The organism is Mesorhizobium sp. BR1-1-3 (assembly GCF_020165455.1).
GTDB lineage: Bacteria > Pseudomonadota > Alphaproteobacteria > Rhizobiales > Rhizobiaceae > Mesorhizobium > Mesorhizobium ciceri.
The window spans coordinates 1-16,686 of sequence record NZ_JAIUIC010000013.1 but is presented as its reverse complement, the minus strand read 5'-3'; the positions used below and the strand labels follow the sequence as shown (position 1 = coordinate 16,686).

Genomic DNA, 16,686 nt, shown 5'->3' with positions numbered 1-16,686 from the left:
CCGGCCCTGCATTCGCAAGGCCGGGAGCGAGGTGGGTTGCCGCCAGCGTCAGTCCGCCGAAGCGATGAGGTCGGCGAAGCGCTTCTGTGCGTCTTCGATGGTCAATTCCGGCTTGGCGAAAAATTCGGCGAAAAGGTCTTCCTTCTGCTTCTGGGTGTCCTGTGAAAGCAGTTGGTCCGTCCATGGAATGACGGCGCCCTTGGCGAGGATGGCGAGGCCTTTCTTCATGCAGTCGTTCGCCGCGTTGAGATCGACGTCGCCGCGCACCGGCAGGGAACCCTTCTTCAGATTGAAGGCAACCTGCGTCTTGGGATCGAGCAGCGTCTCGGCCAGCACCTCCTGCGCCTTGCTCTTGTCGGCATCCTTGAGCAGCGGGAAGTAGAAGGCGTCGCCGCCCGTGGCTATGACCTCGTTCAGCCCAAGGCCCGGCAGGCAGGTATAGTCCTTGCCGGCGGTCTTGCCGGCAACCTGGAACTCGCCCTGTGCCCAGTCACCCATGATCTGGCCACCGGCCTTGCCGGTGATGACCAGGTTGGTCGCCTGGTTCCAGTCCTGCACATTGGTGTTCTTCGCCATCTTGCGGGCATCGTCCGCGGCCTTGAAGACCTTGGCGACTTCGGGCCCGGCGGCGAACTCGGCATCCTTGTCCTTGTAGACCTTGAGGAACGTGTCCGTGCCGCCCACAGCCGCAAGCAGCACGTCGAAGGCACCGGAGGATTGCCAGGCTTGCCCGCCGACGGCGAGCGGGATGATGCCGGCCTTCTCCAGTGCCGGCGCTGCCGCCACGAATTCATTCCAGTCCTTCGGCAACGGCACGCCGGCCTTCGCGAAGGCTTCGTTGGACAGCCACAGCCACTGCCAGGAATGGATGTTGACGGGCACGCAATAGATCTTGCCGTCGATGGTGCAGCCGTCGAGCAGGCTCTTCGGCCGCACGACATCAGTCCACTTGCCCTTGGTGGCGACGTCGGTGAGGTCGCGCATCAGGCCGGCCTGCACCAGCTCTTCCGCCTGCCGGCCATGGTTGAACTGCGTGGCGCCCATCGGATCGCCACCGGTGATGCGGCTGATCATGATCGGCCGCGCCGTGCCGCCGGAGCCGGCAATGGCGCCGTCCACCCAGTGGTTGCCGGTCGCATCGAATGCTTTGGCAAGTTCCGCAACCGCCGCGGCCTCGCCGCCTGAAGTCCACCAATGGGTGACTTCCAGGTCCGTCGCGGCCGCCTGGCCGGCAAATTGCAGTGCAGCCGTCGCCGCCAGGGCAGCGGTCAAAAATCTGTATCGCATTTCGGCTCCTCCCAGAATCTGAAACGTTACAGATTTTCGATACGGCAATTGCGCGGGCTGTGCAACCCATCAACGAAGCGCCCTCGATATTTTTTCGGGCCGCGAACAAATCCGCCTGAATGATCGCGCTTCTCATGCACTGCAGCATGGTTTGCTGCGGCGCAAACACCGAAATGCCGCCTGATACGGGCAAAAGGCGGCGGCAGGGGCGATTTCTCCTGGAATCCCAATGCGTTTCGCAAAAAGAACCATCCACCTCGTGACGAGGACATACATCTCGATACTGGCAATCTGTAACGTTTCAGTATATTGACGCTTTGCCGGGGCTGGGACGCATATCGTATCGCTATGACGGCGATTGCCGACATGGCCCGCGGCTGCTATGCGCCTGACGGGCGGGACGAATGGACAGACAGCGTACGGACAAGAACGGGGAGAACTCGGCACAGGGACGGCCGACGTTGAAGACGCTTGCCTTCATGACCGGGCTCGGCGTCACCACCGTGTCACGCGCCTTGAAGGATGCCCCGGAAATCGGCGCCGAGACCAGGCGCCGCGTCCAACTCGTCGCCAAGCAGATCGGCTACCGGCCGAACCGCGCCGGCGTGCGTCTGCGCACCGGCAGGACCAATGTCATCAGCCTCGTGCTCAACACCGACCGCGAGATCATGAGCTTCGTCTCGGACATCATCTACGGCGTTTCGGAAGTGCTCGCCGAAACGCCCTATCACCTGATCGTCACGCCCTATTCCCGCTCGCAGGATCCGATGGAGCCGATCCGCTATCTCGTCGAGACCGGCTCGGCCGATGGCGTCATCATCTCGCGCACCCAACCGAACGATCCGCGCGCCCGCTACATGCTCGAGCACGGCATGCCCTTTGCCACGCATGGCCGCACCGATATGGGCCTCGTCCACCCCTACCATGACTTCGACAACCATGTATTCGCGATGGAAGCCGTGCGCCGCCTGGCGAGCATGGGCAGGCGCAAGCTGGCGCTTCTGTCGCCGCCACCCGGGCTGACCTATTATGGCCACACGCTGAACGGCTTTGCCGATGCGCTGAGCGAGGTCGGCGCCAGCGAAATTCCGTTCAACACCGTTTCCATCGATCACACGATCGAGCAGATCAGGAGCAGGACCGCGCAGGTGATGCGCCGCGAAAACAGGCCGGACGGCTTCGTCAGCAGCGCTGCCGCCGCGACACTGGCTATCGTCGCCGGCATCGAAGATGCCGGCCTCAAGCTTGGCCGCGACGTCGATGTCGTGTCCAAGCAGTCGTCGGACCTGTTGCACCTGTTCCGGCCGGAATTGCTCGTCGTCAACGAGAACTTCCGCCTGGCCGGCTCCGATCTCGCCCGCTCCGTGCTCGGCTGGATCGGCGGCGCCGCACCCGGCTCGCTGCAGCGCCTGGTCGCCACCAGCGAGGTTCAGGCGTTCAGACCCCCGGTTTCCGTTTAGGCTCTTGGGCCGGCTTGTCAGCCAGCCGCACCGCTTCCCCACGGCCCATGGAACGCGCCTTTGTCGTCGATACGCTCGAAGCCGTGCGCGCCGAAGAAGTCGCGCTGCGCCTGGATCAGATTCGAGGTGCCGCGGCCCTGGCGATAGCTGTCGAAATAGGCAAGTGCGGAAGACAGCGCCGGAACCGGCGAGCCGGCCTCCGAAGCCCTCGCCACGATGCGGCGCAGCGACGGATGCGCTCCCTGCATCAGCGAGATGAAGGCCGGCGCCATCAGAAGGTTGGTCGAGGCGCCGCCCTTGCTGAAGGCTTCCGCCATGGTGTCGAGCATCTGCGAGCGGATGATGCAGCCGGCGCGCCAGATCCTGGCGATGGTCGGCATCGGCAGGTTCCAGTTGAATTCCTTCGACGCGCCGCTCATCACCGCAAAACCTTGGGCGTAGGCGGCGATCTTGCCGGCGAACAGCGCCAGTTCCAGATCTTTCAGCAAGGCGTCCTTGTCACCGGAAATCTTCGTCACGCCGATGTTGCCATAGGCCTTTTCCGCCGCCAGCCGCTCGTCCTTGATCGACGACAGAACGCGCGCCGCCACCGCCGCCTCGATCGCGGTGGCCGGGATGCCGAGCTGCTGCGCCTCGATGACCGACCATTTGCCGGTGCCCTTCTGGCCGGCGCGGTCGAGGATGATGTCGACCACCGGTTTGCCGGTCTTCGGATCGTCGGCCGCCAGCACCTTGGCGGTGATCTCGATCAGGTAGGAGTTGAGCCGGCCCTTGTTCCAGTCGGCAAACACCGTGCCGATCTCTTTCGGACCCATGCCCAGGCCGTCGCGCAGGATGCCGTAGATCTCCGCGATCATCTGCATGTCGGCATATTCGATGCCGTTGTGGATGGTCTTGACGAAATGTCCGGCGCCGTCGGTGCCGAGCCATGCCGCGCAGGGTTCGTCCTTGAATTTGGCGGAGATCGCCGTCAGCACCTTCTCGACACGCTTCCATGAGTCCTCCGTGCCGCCGACCATGATCGACGGCCCGTGGCGCGCCCCCTCCTCGCCGCCGGACACGCCCATGCCTATGAAGGTGAGACCCGAACCGGAAAGCTCGGAGAAGCGCCGCATCGTGTCGCGGAAATTGGCGTTGCCGGCATCGATGACGATGTCGTTGGCCGACAGCACGCCGCGCAGTGCCGCGATCTGTTCGTCGACCGGCTTGCCGGCCAGCACCATGATGATGATCGGGCGCGGCGGTCGGATCGCGGCGGCGAGCTCTTCAAGGCTGTAGCAGGGCACGACCATGTCCCTGAGCGCGCCGGCATTCTCGACAAAGGCATCGGTGCGCGCCCTGGTGCGGTTGAAGACAGCGATGCGGTGCCCGTGCTCGGCGATGTTGAGCGCCAGGTTGGAGCCCATCGTGCCAAGGCCGATCAGGCCGATTTCGGCTTTTTCCATCGTTTCTTCCCTGCTCTCGGATCGTTTGTTGAGACCGCGATTTTGCGGGCGATGATTGACGGGCCTTGACGCCTGCGTCAACCGCCTCGCCCAATTGTGTTGCCCGGATTTGTCGGTCGTGCCCGTGTAGAGGTACCTGGCAGTCCCGCCTACGGCCTGATGTCGACGGGCGCCTCGATCTTCACCATCTGAAAATCCGAGACCAGTATGTCGATGCGCACCGTCCACCGACCGGGCACCGGAATGACGAGGTTGTCGACGCGCCAGCTGCCGTCGCCGGGCTTGGTCGCCGTGCGCTTCAAGGGTTCGATGCCGGAATCGGGCTTTGACAGCACAAGCGTTACCTCCTTGGCGTCGAGCGGGCCGAAATCGCCGCTCATGATGACCATCGAGGCAACGACCGGGCCGGCATGGCCGGGAGTGAAGTTGAGATCGGCCATCGCTTGCAGCGCGTGGATATGGACCGACACCGGTTGCGCTGCCGCGATCGCCAGGGCTCGTGGCGGCGGTGTGAAGCGCCAGCCCGCGGCAACGCCGAAAATCGCCAACACGATCAACATCTCGACGCCGATCGAGCGGACCAGCCTGCGTTGAACTTCCGTCGATCCCGCCTCGGCCGATGCCGTGAGTTTCCAGCGGTTGACGGCAGCGAGCGTGAACAGAAAGACCAGCAGCCCGAGCTTGATCAGCAGCAGCCTTCCATAGGCGGTGTCGACCAATGCCGCGGGCGTTTGCACCTGGATGACGGCAAGCACGGTGCCGGCAGCGGCAAGCACGGCCACCACGGGCAGGATCGCCCAAGAAAATCGCCGCAGGAATGGCGTGGCCTCCGCCGATTGCCCCTTGAGCGCCAGCCCGAGTGGGACCAATGCGCCGACCCACGACGCGATGCAGACGCCATGCAGGAACACCATCGGCCGCGTCAGCCATTGCGGTTCGGCGGCACTGGCATGGCCGCTGGCGGCAAGCGCAATCCCCACCCCGGCCAGGCCGGCCAGCGCCAATGGCTTGGCGGTGGCACGAGGACCGGCCAGCGACAGCAGGCCAAGCCCCAGCGCGATCAGCGCGACCAGCACCGTCCAGCCGAAGCTGGTGCCGAGCCCGGTCCGCCAGATGACCGATTGTGCCAGATGGGAGAGCGGCGCCCCGAGTGCATCAAGCCCCTGCAATCCGAGCGACAGGGACGACGCGACCAGCCCGCTCAGGATTGCAGCTGCAACGAAGCGTTGCCCGGCACGGGCACTTCCGGCCAACCAGGCAAGCGCGAAGGCGCCGCCAACGCCGAGGAAGAGGCCGACGTAGAGAAGGATTTTGCCCGCCCAGATAGCCGACCGCAACGGCCAGTCGACCGCTTCGGATACGGCCGGCGGTTCGCTGGGCGCTCCGATGGAAAACAGCAGCGATCCGCCGACGGGATGACCGTCTGCGGAGATGACGCGCCAGCTCAAGACATGCGTGCCCGACTTGAGCGGCTGCGGATTGTCGATCTCGACGGTCTGGTCGCTGAGACGAAAGACAGTCAGTGGAACCGGCTTGCCGTCGGGCTTCACCAGCGTCAGCACCAGAGGCGAGACCGGCTCGCTGAAGGTCAGCGAGAACTGCGCCGGTCCCTGTGCCAGCACCGCGCCGTCGGCCGGGTCGGTCTTGATCAGCGCGGCATGGGCAAAGGCCTGATCTGACACGGCAAGGCTGGCAAGAAACACGATCACAGCCAACAGGCCGACGGCAAGCCGGCCGGTGCGTTTGCCGGTCATGCAAGCCGTTTGCAGGAGGGAGGTCGTGCTCATGTCACCGCCACGAAAAAGAGCGGCGCACTCGAAAGAGCGCGCCGCCTGGGAGATCATTTCTTCGGCAGCAGCTTGATGCCGGGTGCCGGGCTTTCCAGTGCGTCTTCATCCTGCCCTGCCGCTGGAATCTCGATCCAGCGATCGGCTGCACCGTCGCATTCCTGCACGACCGGGAAATAGAGTTTTTGGCCGACGGGGAGATCCGCCGTCAGCGTCGCGCGGAAAACGAACTCGTCATAGAATTCATCGGGCAGGTTGCCGCCGCTCCAGTCGACCTCCTTGACCCCATCGGTCACCGCCTGACCGTAGAGCTGGTAGGATTTCTCGTACTTGCCCTTCTTGGTCTGCAGCGTCCAGCCGGGCTTCGGCATCGGCTTGATCGCGATCACCCCTTCCGGAATCTGCACGCGCACGGCGGTCGTCGCCTTGCCGTCGCAGCCATGCGGCACGCGCAAAACGGCCTTGTAGGTCGAGCCGACCGCCGCCTCCTGGGTTTCGAACGTGATATGCGCGAAGGCGGCGCTGGTTCCGAGCGCGAGAAGTGCGCCGGCCGACAAAAGATATTTGTTCATGATGGTCCCTCGGATTTTCAAGATTTGTCGAACTGGCGCGGTCAATTGGCGTGATCGTCCACGGCGCCGCCGCCCATGCCTTCGACGGCGAAATCGACGCTGACGGCGCCGGCCTTTTCGAAGGTCAGGGTGGCGGAGAACTTTTCGCCCTGTTTGGGTTGCCGCTTCAGGCCCATGAACATCAAATGATAGCCGCCAGGTGCAAGGGCTACCTTGCCGCCGGCCGGAATTTCCAGGCCGCCGGCAACCGGCCGCATGGTCATGACGCCGTCCTTGACGCCCATCTCATGCAGCTCGGCCTTTTCGGAGACATCGGAGGAAATCGACACCAGCCGGTCCGGCGCACTGCCCTTGTTGGTGATGGTGAAATAACCGCCGGCCACTTTGGCGCCGGCCGGCGTGGCGCGCGACCAGGGGTGGCCGATCTCAAGATCGCCAACCTTGAACTCATGCGCGAGGACGGACTGGGCGCCTGTGAACAGCAGCGCAAGAGCCAGCACGGCAATGCCGACACGCTCTTCGATGCCGCGTAGAATGCTGCCGGCCATAGGACGCGCGGCGTCAGGGAAAAAATAGGACATGGTTGCTCCATGAAGTGAAGGTCGCGCCGTTGCCGGTCGCGAGCAGTTAGATCTTTGGATGGGTACGCCCACGAAAGGTTCCGCCGGGCAAACAGGCTCAGGCCGTCAGCGGCGGCGCGCGCGGGTTCGACGGCGAGCGCTCACGCGCAAAGTCGAGATGGATGGCCGCCGGGAAGACAAAGGCGACCGTTTCAAAGGAAAGGCTGCCCGGCGCCAGACCGGCATTGGGCGGCGGCGCAAAGGCCGCCAAAACCATGCTGCAGCCGAGCACGCAGCATGCCGGCAGATGGGACGGCGGCTGGTTGCCGCCCGGAAGCTGGGTTGCGCCTTCATGGGTACAGATGACGTTGCCGAAAGCGTCGAGTTGCGATGCATTGGGACCGGCGCCGAAGGCGAATGCACCAAGCGTCGACTGGAGCAACAGCAGATAGGCCGCGACAAGCGCGACCGGCATGCTCCATCGTCTCCTCGATACGCCCAAAGCCCTGCCTCTTCGCAGCAACCAACCATATCTAGCACGGGGCCGGCGGGTGGAAAATCGCCAAATCGCCGCGGCGGCAACGCGGCAGGCCCAAGGCATGTCGCCCAGAAGTGTATAGCGGTTTTGGGACAACGACATGCATGAAACAAGGCTCCGAGCCGCGATGCGGCTCAGTGTTTTTGCAGCGACCGGCTCTCCGGGATCGAGGTCAGCAATGTCTGGCGCGCCGACTTCAAATGCTTGCGGCAAGCGGCGTCGACCTTGCCGAGATCGCGTGATTTCAGCGCTTCTATGTAGACCAGATGCTCACTGATCGCGACTTCGTTGCGCTCGCGTTCCTGCGCCTTGTTCCACTGGTAATGGTAGTGGAAGATCATGGCGATGACATCGTAGAAATCGACGATGAAGCGATTGCGCGATGCCCGGTGGATCAGCCGGTGGAAGCGCTCGTCGAGTTCGGAGAACTCCGTGAAGCGGGCGGCAATGTCGTTTGCCAGCTGGCGATGCTCGTTTTCCAGGCGGTCGAGATCGGTCCAGACTGCGCTGTCCTGCGGTAAAGCGGCAAAGGCGGCCGCCGAGCGCAGTTCGAACATCTCGCGGATTTCGGTCAGCTCCAGCGCGAAGGCGCGCGTAAAGCCCTTCAGCACCCAATGACTGTTGCGACGTTTCTCGATCAGGCCGAAGCGGGAGAAGCGGATCAGGAACTCGCGCACGCTGGTGGTGCCGACGCCGATCTCACGCGCCAGTTCGAGTTCGTTGATCTGCATGCCGGCTTCGGCGCCGCCGGCGAGCAGCCGACGCATGAACGACCGTTCGATGATCTCGGCCAGCGTGTCTGTCTCTTCCTCGGGGAAGAAATCATTGGGAAGCGGTTCGCGCAGCACCGTCTTGGCGCGCTTGTTCCAGGCGATCAGCCCGGTCTCTTCCATGCGCGCGAGAATGGTGCGCACCGTGGTACGGCTGACGCCAAGCAAGGTGCCCAGTTCCGGCTCCGAAGGCAGGCTGCGCGTTTCGTCGAGCAGCCGCAGGCAGCGGTTGTAGGCATCCTTGTAGACGTTGTTGCTCTTCGACATCCCTGACCCGTTGCACGCCGTCGCTTGCAGCGGACGGTTTGAAGCGCAATATGACGTTCGCATGGCTCTGAGAAGCGAAATTGCTTCCCGGAACAACCCGGAGACATGCGGAACTCCCCACGAAAAAACAATTGACGCAAAACTGTTTTTTCACGATAAAAGACAATATCTCTAAACAGGCGCGTGTCAATCCGCCCCGCGCAACCCAGGATCACCCAGGAAACCGCCCGTGAACGCCTCCAACTGCATTCTTCTGTCCCCCGCCGACAATGTCGCCGTCGCCAACGGCCGCATCGAGATCGGCACCGCGCTGCCGGGCGGTGCCGTCGCCAGTGCGCTGATCGAGCCCGGCCACAAGGTGGCGATCAAGCCGATCGCCGCCGGCGAGGCCGTGGTGAAATACGCCCAGGCGATCGGTCGCGCGACACAGGACATCGCAGCCGGCGAGCACGTGCATTCGCACAATCTGGTTTTCGAATCCGGCCGCTTGCCGGTCGTGCCGCCGAGCGAGGCCGAGCACGCGACGGAGGCCGACCGCGCCCGCACCTTCATGGGCTATCGCCGCGCCGATGGCCGCGCCGGCACGCGCAACTTCATCGGCATCGTCGCCAGCGTCAATTGCTCGGCCACCGTCTGCCATTCCATCGCCGATACCGCCAACCGCACGCTGTTGCCGAAATACCCCGGCATCGACGGCTTCGTGCCGATCGTGCACGGCCAGGGCTGCGGCATGAGCGGCACCGGCGACGGCATGATGGTGCTGCACCGCACGCTTGCCGGCTATGCCCGCCACCCGAATTTCGGCGGCGTGCTGATGGTCGGCCTCGGCTGCGAGGTCAACCAGCTCACCCTCTACGGCCAGAAGGGCGTCGCTGCCGGCAAGCGCCATTTCAACATCCAGGACGCCGGCGGGTCGCGCAAATCGGTGGAAAAAGCGATGGGCGTGCTGGCCGAGATCGCCGAGGAAGTCGGCCAGTTGAAGCGTGAGCCGATCCCGGTCAGCGAGATCGTCGTCGGCCTGCAATGCGGCGGCTCCGACGGCATGTCGGGTATCACGGCCAATCCGGCGCTGGGCGCGGCTGTCGACATCCTGGCCGGCGTTGGCGGTATCGGCATCCTCTCCGAGACCACGGAAATCTACGGCGCCGAGCATCTGCTTGCCTACCGCGCGGCAACGCCGGAGATCGCGCAGAAGCTCGACGGCTTCGTGAAGTGGTGGGAGGACCACGTCGCCAAGCATGGCGCCTCGATCGACAACAATCCCTCGCCCGGCAACAAGCGCGGCGGCCTCACCACCATCCTGGAGAAGTCCCTCGGTGCGGTCGCCAAGGGCGGCCAGACGCCGCTCAACGGCGTCTTCGGCTACGCCGAAAAAGTCACCGGCAGTGGCCTGGTGTTCATGGATACGCCTGGCTACGACCCGGTTTCGGCGACCGGCCAGGTGGCGGGCGGCGCCAACGTCATCGTCTTCACCACCGGCCGCGGCTCCTGCTTCGGCTGCCGTCCGACGCCGTCGATCAAGGTCGCCACCAACTCGACCATGTACCACCAGATGGAAGAGGACATGGACGTCAATTGCGGCGTCATCGCCTCGGGTGAAAAGACCATCGCCGGCATGGGCCGCGAGATCTTCGAACTGATCGTCGAAACGGCTTCCGGCCGCAAGACCAAGAGCGAGGACTTCGGCTACGGCGACAACGAGTTCGTGCCCTGGCATCTGGGCGCAACACTTTAGATTTTACTGATATAAAGTAGACTGCGCGCCGGTCAGCGGCGGGCAACGGGGAGGTTTTGCATGGAAAAACGCCGTATCGGTCGGACAGCTCTGGAGGTCACCGAAGTCAGTTTCGGCGGCGCCGCACTTGGCGGCCTTTACCGCGCCTGTTCGCGCGAAGCGGCGATGGAGACGCTGCAGGGCGCCTGGGATGCCGGCCTGCGCTATTTCGACACCGCACCCTTCTACGGTTTCGGACTGTCGGAGCGCCGCTTCGGCGACTTCCTGCGTTACAAGCCGCGCGATTCCTATGTGCTGTCGACCAAGGTCGGCCGGCTGTTTCGCCCGGTGCCGGACGATCAGGTTCCCGATCACTCCTATGTCGATCCGCTGCCCTTCGCGCTCGACTACGACTATTCCTATGACGGCATTATGCGGTCGGTCGAGTTCAGCTATGCGCGGCTTGGCCTAAACAGGATAGACATCCTGTTTGTCCACGACATCGGCGCCTACACCCATGGTATCGAGAAGACCAAGCTGCATTTTCGCGACCTGATGGATGGCGGCCTCAAGGCACTCGAAGAGCTGAAACGGACTGGCGTCATTTCCGCCTATGGGCTTGGCGTCAACGAGGTGCAGATCTGCCTGGATGTGATGCGCCGGGCGCCGCTCGACTGCATCCTGCTCGCCAGCCGCTATTCCTTGCTCGACCGCAGTGCCGAAGCCGAGTTGCTGCCGCTATGCCGGGCACAGCAGACCTCCTTGGTCATTGGCGGCGTGTTCAACTCCGGCATCCTGGCGACCGGCCCGGTGCAAGGCGCACATTTCGACTACCGCCCCGCCAACCATGACGTGCTCGACCGCGTCGGCGCAATGGAGAGGATCGCCGCCGAGGGTGGCTATCCGCTCGCCGCCGCAGCGTTCCAATTCCCCTTGCATGAAGCTGCCGTCGCCACCGTACTGACCGGCACCGCCAAACTGGCAAATCTGACGCGCAACCTCGAACTGCTCGACATCGACGTACCGGAAGCGGAATACGCCAAATATCGTCCCTACACGCTGGTGCAGGAGCTGGTGTGAAACTTCATGTTCCTGCGGCACATGGAGGAATGGATATTCCATATTGACGAATTGGTGGAATTAATATTCCATACATTCCCAGAACGGAACGGAAGCGTGACGGCGCCAATGGGAGAACAGGGCGGGGGATCTGCCTCTGCCAGACCTCGCAACGACTGATCAAACACCGCTTGCATCGATCTGTTCGATGCACTATCAAAACAGGGCAACTGTTTTTTATTGATAAAGTTCTGTTTGGGACCACGCCTATCCGAACGGAGCTTCCGTATCGTTCACCGGGCGACTTAGGGAGGAAACCTCATGAAATTCGTGACCAGCATTCTCAACCGCCGCGCCGTCATGGCGCTGGCAGCAGCTTCAATGCTCGCCGGCGTCATGCATTCGGCGCCGGTTTCGGCGGCGGACGTCACCATTCCGATCATCGTCAAGGACACCACGTCCTTCTACTGGCAGATCGTTCTGGCCGGCGCCCGCAAGGCCGGCAAGGATCTCGGCGTCAACGTGCCGGAACTCGGCGCCCAGGCTGAAACCGACGTCAACGGCCAGGTCTCGATCCTCGAGAACGCCGTTGCCAGCAACCCGGCGGCCATCGTCATTGCGCCGACCGAGTTCAAGGCGCTCGGCAAGCCGATCGATGAAGCCGCTGCCAAGGTCAAGGTCATCGGCATCGACTCCGGTGCCGACTCCAAGGCCTTCACCTCGTTCCTGACCACTGACAATGTGCAGGGCGGCCGCGTCGCTGCCGACGGCCTCGCAGCCGCCATCGGCGCCGCCAACGGCGGCAAGATCGAGGGCGACGTCGCCCTGATCACCAACGCACCGGGCGCCGGCTCGCTCGAACAGCGCAAGCAGGGCTTCACCGAACAGCTGGCCGCCAAATATCCGGGCCTCAAGCTGGTTGCCGACAAATATGCCGACGGCCAGGCCACCACCGGCCTCAACATCGCCACCGACCTGATCACCGCCAACCCGAACCTCAAAGGCATCTTCGCTTCCAACCTGATCATGGCGCAGGGCGTCGGCCAGGCCGTCGCGGAAAACAACCTTGGCGGCAAGCTGGCGCTGGTCGGTTTCGACAGCGACGAGAAGCTGATCAAGTTCCTCAACGACGGCGTCATTTCCGCCCTCGTCGTCCAGGATCCGTACCGGATGGGCTATGACGGCATCAAGACCGCGCTCGCCGCCTCCAAGGGCGAGAAGGTCGAAGCCAATGTCGACACCGGCGCCAACCTGGTGACCAAGGACAACATGAAAGACCCCAAGATCGACGCGCTGCTCAATCCGAAGCTCTGAGCCGTCGCATCCGCAATCGTCTCCGGGGCACCTCGCCCCGGAGACACAAACTACCGCACAAACGGCTTGGCAATCCGCACGCCTGAGCCAGGCTGTTTTCGAGGCATATCCCTGCCTCGCCGCGTGCCAATCGTGAGGCCAGCCTGGGAAGCCAATCCGGGAGGCCAATCTGGGAGGATTGTCATGATTTCGACGGCGCAGGAACTGCATCCCGCACCCGTTCTGGAACAGGGGCGGACTATCCTCGAATTGCGTGGGCTGGAGAAGCGCTATCCCGGCACCCACGCGCTGAAACCGGTCGACCTCGCCTTCAAGTCCGGTGAGATCCACGCCATCGTCGGCGAAAACGGCGCCGGCAAATCCACGCTCATCAAGCTTCTGACCGGCGTCATGCCGCGCACCTCCGGAGAGATTGTCTGGGAGGGCCAGCCGGCCGCCCTGGCGACGCCGCACGAGGCGATGGCGCTCGGCATCAATGCCGTGCACCAGGAAGTCGTGCTGTGCCGTCACCTGACGGTCGCCGCCAACATGTTCCTCGGCGAGGAGAATTCGCGCTTCGGCATCCTGCAGCAGCGCGCCATGGTCAGGCAGGCGCAGACGATCATCGACGACCTCGGCTTCGACCTGCCGGCGCATGTCACGCTCGGCGACCTGACCATCGGCCAGCAGCAGCTGATAGCCGCCGCCCGCGCCACCGTGCGCGGCACCAAATTCCTGATCTTCGACGAGCCGACCGCCTACCTCACCCGCAAGGAAGCCGACCAGCTCTTCACGCTGATCCGCCGTCTGAAGGGCGAAGGCGTGACGATCATCTACATCAGCCACCGCATGGAGGAAGTGTTCGAACTCGCCGACCGGGTATCCGTGCTGCGCGACGGCACGCTGGTCGGCACCCGCAATATCGCAGAGACCAACGATGCCGAACTGGTCAAGATGATGATCAACCGCTCGATCGAGCAGGTCTATCACAAGGAGCATTTCACGCCGGGCGCCGCCATCATCGAGGCGAAAAACCTGTCCGGCAAGGGCTTCGAAAATGTCTCGATGACGGTCCGCGCCGGCGAGATCGTCGGACTCTATGGGCTGATCGGCGCCGGACGCAGCGAGTTCGTCACCACGCTCTACGGCCGCCACCGCAAATCCGCCGGCCAGATCCTCTGGGAAGGCAAGGAGGTACAGGTCAATTCCGAACATGACGCGATCAAGCTCGGCATGGCGCTGGCGCCGGAGAGCCGCCGCGACCAGGGCCTCTGCCTCAACCTGCCGGTCGGCTTCAACCTCAACCTGCCGATCTACAAGCGCATCTCGAACAATCTGCTGATTTCGAGCACGCAGGAGAAGACGCAGGCCGATCGCCAGATCGCCGATCTGCGCATCAAGACACCGACACGTGGCGCGCTGGCATCCAGCCTGTCGGGCGGCAACCAGCAGAAGATCGTCATCGGCAAATGGCTGGCGCACGGCGCCAAGCTGTTCATCTTCGACGAACCGACCGTCGGCGTCGATGTCGGCACCAAGGCCGAGATCTACCGCCTGTTCGGCGCGCTTTTGTCAAAGGGCGCCGGCATCATCCTGATCTCGTCCTATCTGCCGGAAGTCTATGAACTCGCCGATACGCTGCATGTGTTCCGGCGCGGCAAACTGGTGGCGACGCACGGTTTTCACGCCGCCAGCCACGAGGATATTCTCACTCAGGCGCTCGCCGAGAAACAAGAAAAGCTGGGAGGACAGATATGAGCACCGAGGCGATCGCCGTCGAAAAACCGAAGCGCAACTATAATGTCCTGTTCGGGCTGACGCTATTGGCGCTGCTGGTTCTGCTCTGGATCCTCCTCTCCGTGACGACGACGAGCTTCGCCTCGGCCAACAACATAGCCAATCTCCTGCGCCAGGGCTCGATGATCGCCATCATGGCGGTCGGCCAGACCTTCGTCATCATCACCGGCGGCATCGATCTGTCGGTCGGCGCCGTGGTCGGCTTCGCCACCGTGGTCGTGGCCATGATGATCAATGCCGGCTTCCCCATCTGGCTCGCCATTCTGGTGACGCTGCTGGTCGGTGTCGCCATCGGCATGTTCCACGGCTTCGGTATCGTCAAGATGGGCCTGCCGCCCTTCATCATCACGCTGGCGACGTTGACCTCGCTGCGCGGCATCGGCCTTTTGATGACCAACGGCAATTCGATCAACATCAACAGCGACACCTTCACCGCCTTCTCGCGCAATTCCTTCATCGGCATCCCCAACCTGTTCTGGATGGTGATCCTGGTCGGCATTCCGGCCTATATCTTCCTGCACCACAGCCGCTGGGGCAGATACCTGTTTTCGGTCGGCTCCAACGCCGAGGCCTCGCGCCTGTCCGGCGTCAATGTCCAGCGCACCATCTACATGGCCTACACGCTGTCGGGCCTGTGCGCCGCCTTCGTCGGGGTGCTGCTGGCCGCCCGCATCGGCATCGGCAACCCGACGCAGGCCGAGGGCTGGGAACTGCAGGCGATCGCGTCGTCGGTCATCGGCGGCACCTCCCTGTTCGGCGCCGTCGGCTCGGTGCATGGGCCGCTGCTCGGCGCCTTCATCCTGGCCACCATCAACAACGGCGCCAACCTGCTCAACGTCAACTCGTTCTGGCAGCGCATCATCACCGGCGCGCTGATCATCATCATCGTCTACTTCGACGGCCTGCGCCGCCGCGGCAAGTAGCGACCCCGCAATCAACCGCCGGTCCGCCACACCAACGGGCCGGCGATTTCATGACTGGATTAGCGCATGAAAGCCGTCCTCTGCCGTTCGCCCGGCGATCTTGTCCTTGAAGACCGGCCCGCACCCGAGGCACCGCCTCCCGGCTGGGCGCTGGTGGCGGTCAGCCATGTCGGCATCTGCGGCACCGACTACCACATTTTCGAGGGCAAGCACCCGTTCCTCGCCTATCCCCGCATCATGGGTCATGAGGTCTCGGGTACCGTGATAGAGACCGGCGAAGGCGTCGAACTGGCCATTGGTGAGCCCGTCGTCGTCAACCCCTATCTTTCCTGCGGCAAGTGCATCGCCTGCCGGCACGGCAAGCCCAATTGCTGTGTCAGGATCGAGGTGCTTGGCGTGCATCGCGACGGCGCCATGTGCGAACGCATCCTGGTGCCGGCGCAAAATCTCTATCCGGCCAACGGCCTTTCGCTGGCCGACGCCGCTGCCGTCGAGTTCCTGGCCATCGGCGCGCATGCCGTGCGGCGCGCCCGCGCCGACCCCGGCGCCCGCACGCTGGTCATCGGCGCCGGCCCGATCGGGCTCGGCACCGCCATCTTCGCCCGCATCGCCGGGCTCGACGTGACGCTGCTCGACATGAGCAGTGAAAGGCTCGCCTTCGCTGGAAACGAGCTTGGTTTCCAGACCCTAGACGGCTCGCGCGGCGCGGTGCCCGATCTGATCAGGGAAGCGACATCAGGCGAAGGCTTCGATGTCGTCTTCGACGCCACCGGCAACACCCAGTCGGTGCAGTCGGCCTTCGCCCATGTCGCGCATGGCGGAACGCTGGTGCTGGTCTCCGTCGTCAAGGACGACATCAGCTTTTCCGATCCGGAATTCCACAAGCGCGAGATGACGCTGATCGGCAGCCGCAACGCGCTGCGCGCCGACTTCGATCATGTCGCCGCCTCGATCCGCAACGGGGCCGTACCACTGGCCAAGCTCGTCACACACCGCACCACACTCGCCGCCACGCCGCGCGATCTGGCTCGTTGGGCGCATGAGAAATCCGGCCTGATCAAGGCTGTGATCGAGGTGGGGTTATAACATGGCAGGCGGCGAACCCGGCCCGAATTGACGACGCCCGAGCCAGGTCGACCCCCACTCCGTCTCGGCTTCGCCGAGCCACCTTGTATCTACACGAGAGAGATTTCGTGGGATTAGAGCGATTGAGC

The 16,686-nt window shown here is 63.6% G+C and carries 14 protein-coding genes; 7 read left to right on the top strand and 7 right to left on the bottom strand.

The window, feature by feature from the left end; translation table 11 throughout:
• Positions 1 to 48 precede the first annotated feature (48 nt).
• The gene (locus LB559_RS25265; protein ID WP_224675238.1) at positions 49 to 1,287 is read right to left on the bottom strand and encodes an ABC transporter substrate-binding protein; all 1,239 of its coding nucleotides are present in this window, start codon (positions 1,285 to 1,287) and stop codon (positions 49 to 51) included.
• Positions 1,288 to 1,691: 404 nt separating this feature from the next.
• Here LB559_RS25265 and LB559_RS25260 point away from each other — a divergent pair, with 404 nt between their 5' ends.
• The gene (locus LB559_RS25260) at positions 1,692 to 2,747 is read left to right on the top strand and encodes a LacI family transcriptional regulator (RefSeq protein ID WP_224675237.1); all 1,056 of its coding nucleotides are present in this window, start codon (positions 1,692 to 1,694) and stop codon (positions 2,745 to 2,747) included.
• 17 nt (positions 2,748 to 2,764) lie between these two features.
• Here LB559_RS25260 and gndA read toward each other — a convergent pair whose 3' ends face one another.
• The 6 genes from gndA to LB559_RS25230 form a co-directional block, all read right to left on the bottom strand.
• Positions 2,765 to 4,192 (bottom strand): NADP-dependent phosphogluconate dehydrogenase, encoded by a 1,428-nt coding sequence (gene gndA / locus LB559_RS25255; RefSeq protein WP_064995551.1) that lies wholly within the window; start codon positions 4,190 to 4,192, stop codon positions 2,765 to 2,767.
• A 149-nt stretch (positions 4,193 to 4,341) separates the two neighbouring features.
• A complete protein-coding gene (locus LB559_RS25250; RefSeq protein WP_224675236.1) occupies positions 4,342 to 5,979 on the bottom strand; it encodes a copper resistance CopC/CopD family protein in 1,638 nt (545 codons plus the stop codon).
• A 53-nt stretch (positions 5,980 to 6,032) separates the two neighbouring features.
• Positions 6,033 to 6,551 (bottom strand): YcnI family protein, encoded by a 519-nt coding sequence (locus LB559_RS25245; RefSeq protein WP_013529535.1) that lies wholly within the window; start codon positions 6,549 to 6,551, stop codon positions 6,033 to 6,035.
• A gap of 41 nt (positions 6,552 to 6,592) precedes the next feature.
• Positions 6,593 to 7,132 carry a copper chaperone PCu(A)C gene (locus LB559_RS25240; RefSeq protein ID WP_224675235.1) on the bottom strand — a complete coding sequence of 180 codons (540 nt, stop codon included), beginning with the start codon at positions 7,130 to 7,132 and terminating at the stop codon, positions 6,593 to 6,595.
• A 97-nt stretch (positions 7,133 to 7,229) separates the two neighbouring features.
• The gene (locus tag LB559_RS25235; RefSeq protein ID WP_224675234.1) at positions 7,230 to 7,586 is read right to left on the bottom strand and encodes a DUF2946 family protein; all 357 of its coding nucleotides are present in this window, start codon (positions 7,584 to 7,586) and stop codon (positions 7,230 to 7,232) included.
• 197 nt (positions 7,587 to 7,783) lie between these two features.
• Positions 7,784 to 8,686 carry a GntR family transcriptional regulator gene (locus LB559_RS25230; RefSeq protein ID WP_224675233.1) on the bottom strand — a complete coding sequence of 301 codons (903 nt, stop codon included), beginning with the start codon at positions 8,684 to 8,686 and terminating at the stop codon, positions 7,784 to 7,786.
• Positions 8,687 to 8,915: 229 nt separating this feature from the next.
• On the opposite strand from LB559_RS25230, the gene LB559_RS25225 reads away from it, so the two are divergent.
• The 6 genes from LB559_RS25225 to LB559_RS25200 all read left to right on the top strand — a co-directional run bounded on the left by LB559_RS25225 (position 8,916) and on the right by LB559_RS25200 (position 16,558).
• Positions 8,916 to 10,421 carry a UxaA family hydrolase gene (locus LB559_RS25225; RefSeq protein WP_013529531.1) on the top strand — a complete coding sequence of 502 codons (1,506 nt, stop codon included), beginning with the start codon at positions 8,916 to 8,918 and terminating at the stop codon, positions 10,419 to 10,421.
• A gap of 60 nt (positions 10,422 to 10,481) precedes the next feature.
• On the top strand, positions 10,482 to 11,480 hold the full coding sequence (locus LB559_RS25220; protein WP_224675232.1) for an aldo/keto reductase: 999 nt from the start codon (positions 10,482 to 10,484) through the stop codon (positions 11,478 to 11,480).
• Positions 11,481 to 11,780: 300 nt separating this feature from the next.
• Positions 11,781 to 12,773 (top strand): ABC transporter substrate-binding protein, encoded by a 993-nt coding sequence (locus LB559_RS25215; RefSeq protein WP_013529529.1) that lies wholly within the window; start codon positions 11,781 to 11,783, stop codon positions 12,771 to 12,773.
• A gap of 183 nt (positions 12,774 to 12,956) precedes the next feature.
• Positions 12,957 to 14,510 (top strand): sugar ABC transporter ATP-binding protein, encoded by a 1,554-nt coding sequence (locus LB559_RS25210; RefSeq protein WP_064995547.1) that lies wholly within the window; start codon positions 12,957 to 12,959, stop codon positions 14,508 to 14,510.
• Positions 14,507 to 15,472 (top strand): ABC transporter permease, encoded by a 966-nt coding sequence (locus tag LB559_RS25205; RefSeq protein ID WP_013529527.1) that lies wholly within the window; start codon positions 14,507 to 14,509, stop codon positions 15,470 to 15,472. Before LB559_RS25210 ends, LB559_RS25205 begins: the two co-directional genes overlap by 4 nt.
• Positions 15,473 to 15,538: 66 nt before the next feature.
• Positions 15,539 to 16,558 (top strand): zinc-binding alcohol dehydrogenase family protein, encoded by a 1,020-nt coding sequence (locus tag LB559_RS25200; protein ID WP_224675231.1) that lies wholly within the window; start codon positions 15,539 to 15,541, stop codon positions 16,556 to 16,558.
• Positions 16,559 to 16,686 lie beyond the last annotated feature (128 nt).